General features: G+C 72.3%; 2 protein-coding genes. Both read right to left on the bottom strand.

Features of this window, described 5'->3' with window-relative positions:
• Positions 1–191: 191 nt before the first annotated feature.
• Positions 192–2,042 (bottom strand): dihydroxy-acid dehydratase, encoded by a 1,851-nt coding sequence (gene ilvD, locus HYE82_RS35680; protein ID WP_179178380.1) that lies wholly within the window; start codon positions 2,040–2,042, stop codon positions 192–194.
• Between the two features lie 124 nt (positions 2,043–2,166).
• A partial coding sequence (locus tag HYE82_RS35675) for a TetR family transcriptional regulator (RefSeq protein ID WP_179178379.1) occupies positions 2,167–2,769 on the bottom strand: 603 nt, incomplete at its 5' end.

Raw genomic sequence — 2,769 nt, 5'->3', positions numbered from 1 at the left:
GGCTGGGGCCCGTCGCGGGGGTGGGCACCCCGGGCCCGGCGGAGCCGTGAGTTCCTGGGGCTCCGCCCCAGCCCTCGCGCCTCAAACGCCGGCGAGGCTGATTTGCCGGACCCCGCGCCTCAAGCGCCGGGGGGCTGGGGTTGCCGGAGTACTGATCGGCCCCGCCCGGGGTGGTCGGGCGGGGCCGGGGGTCAGCCGAGCTTCGTGACGTCGCGGACTGCGCCCTTGTCGGCGCTCGTGGCCATGGCGGCGTAGGCGCGGAGGGCCGCGGAGACCTTGCGTTCGCGGTTCTTCGGGGCGTAGACGCCGCCGAGGGCCTCCCGGCGGGCCGCCAGGGTCGCGTCGTCGACGAGGAGGTCGATCGAGCGGTTCGGGATGTCGATGCGGATCCGGTCGCCGTCCTCGACCAGGGCGATGGTGCCGCCCGAGGCCGCCTCCGGGGACGCGTGGCCGATGGACAGGCCGGAGGTGCCGCCGGAGAACCGGCCGTCGGTGATCAGGGCGCAGGCCTTGCCGAGGCCGCGGCCCTTCAGGAAGGAGGTCGGGTAGAGCATCTCCTGCATGCCGGGGCCTCCGCGGGGGCCCTCGTAGCGGATGACGACGACGTCGCCCTCCTTGACCTGCTTGGAGAGGATCTTGTCGACGGCCTCGTCCTGGGACTCGCAGACGACTGCCGGGCCCTCGAAGGTCCAGATGGACTCGTCGACGCCGGCGGTCTTCACGACGCAGCCGTCGACCGCGATGTTGCCCTTGAGGACGGCCAGGCCGCCGTCCTTGGAGTACGCGTGCTCGACGGAGCGGATGCAGCCGTTCTCGGCGTCGAGGTCGAGGGACTCCCACCGCTCGGACTGGGAGAAGGCGGTCGCGGAGCGCTTGCAGCCGGGGGCGGCGTGCCACAGCTCCACGGCCTCGGCGGAGGCGGTGCCGGAGCGGGCGTCCCACGTGCCCAGCCAGTCGTCGAGGTTGGCCGAGTGGACGGTGGTGACGTCCTTGTTCAGGAGGCCGCCGCGGTGGAGCTCGCCGAGGATGGCGGGGATGCCGCCGGCGCGGTGCACGTCCTCCATGTAGTACGTGCCGCCGGGGGCGACGTTCGGGGCGACCTTCGCCAGGCAGGGGACGCGGCGCGAGACGGCGTCGATGTCCCGCAGGTCGTAGTCCAGGCCGGCCTCCTGGGCGGCGGCCAGCAGGTGCAGGATCGTGTTGGTCGAGCCGCCCATGGCGATGTCGAGGGCCATGGCGTTCTCGAAGGCCTCGCGGGTGGCGATGCTGCGGGGGAGGACCGACTCGTCGCCGTCCTCGTAGTACCGCTTGGTGATCTCCACAACGGTGCGGCCGGCCTCCTCGTACAGGGCGCGGCGGGCGGTGTGGGTGGCGAGTACGGAGCCGTTGCCGGGGAGGGCCAGGCCGATGGCCTCGGCGAGGCAGTTCATCGAGTTGGCGGTGAACATGCCGGAACAGGAGCCGCAGGTCGGGCAGGCGTTCTCCTCGATGCGCAGGACGTCCTCGTCGGAGACTTCCTCGTTGACCGCGTCGACGATCGCGTTGATCAGGTCGAGCTTGCGGACGGTGCCGTCGACGAGGGTGGCCTGGCCGGCCTCCATCGGGCCGCCGGAGACGAAGACGACCGGGATGTTGAGGCGCATGGCGGCCATCAGCATGCCCGGGGTGATCTTGTCGCAGTTGGAGATGCAGATCAGGGCGTCGGCGCAGTGCGCCTCGACCATGTACTCGACGGAGTCCGCGATCAGGTCGCGGGAGGGCAGCGAGTACAGCATGCCTCCGTGGCCCATGGCGATGCCGTCGTCGACGGCGATGGTGTTGAACTCGCGGGGGACGGCGCCGGCGGAACGGATGGCGTCGGAGACGATCCGGCCGACGGGGGCGAGGTGGGTGTGGCCGGGGACGAACTCGGTGAAGGAGTTGGCGACCGCGATGATCGGCTTGCCGATGTCCTCGCTCGCTACGCCCGACGCGCGCATGAGCGCACGAGCGCCTGCCATGTTGCGGCCGTGGGTGACGGTGCGGGACCTCAGCTCGGGCATCGGGTACTCCCCATGATTGCGGTGGCGCTCCCGCGCCCGCCGCGACTGTGGATATGGCTCGGTTACGAGGCTACGCCCCTGGCCCGGGATACGGACAGGTCGTCCGGATGCCGGGACGGGAGGGTCAGCCTTCGGTCAGGTAGCGCTGGAGGGTGGGGGCCACCAGCTCGATGATGTGGTCCGGGTCCGCCGAGGCCAGCGGCTCGACCTGGACGACGTAGCGCAGGACCGCGATGCCGACCAGGTGGGAGGCGGCGAGCTCGGCCCGGAAGGTGGGGTCGGGGACGTTCAGCTCGTCGGCGACCCGCTCCAGCAGGCGGCGCAGGACCAGGTCGCGCAGCACCCGGGCCGCGGCCTCGTGGGTGAGGGCGGAGCGGATCACCGCGAGGAGCGGGGCGCGGGTGACCGGCTTCTCCCAGATGCCGAGGAAGTAGCGGACCAGGCGCTCGCCGATGCCGTCGGGCCCGGCGCCGAGGATCTGCGGGACCAGGAGGGCGGGCTCCATGCTCAGCTCGATGGTGTCGGCGAAGAGCTCGTCCTTGCTGCCGAAGTAGTGGTGGATCAGGGAGGGGTCCACGCCGGCGGCCTTGGCGATCCCGCGCAGGGAGGCCTTGTCGTAGCCGCGCGCCGCGAATTCGGAGCGGGCGGCGAGGCGGATCCGCTCCATGGTGCCGGGGCCGCTGTCGGCCTCGTCCTGGCGGGGGCGGCCGGGGCCGCGGCGTGGGCG

Source organism: Streptomyces sp. BR123 (assembly GCF_013401435.1).
Classification (GTDB): Bacteria; Actinomycetota; Actinomycetes; order Streptomycetales; family Streptomycetaceae; genus Streptomyces.
This window is presented reverse-complemented; position numbering and strand designations above follow the sequence as displayed.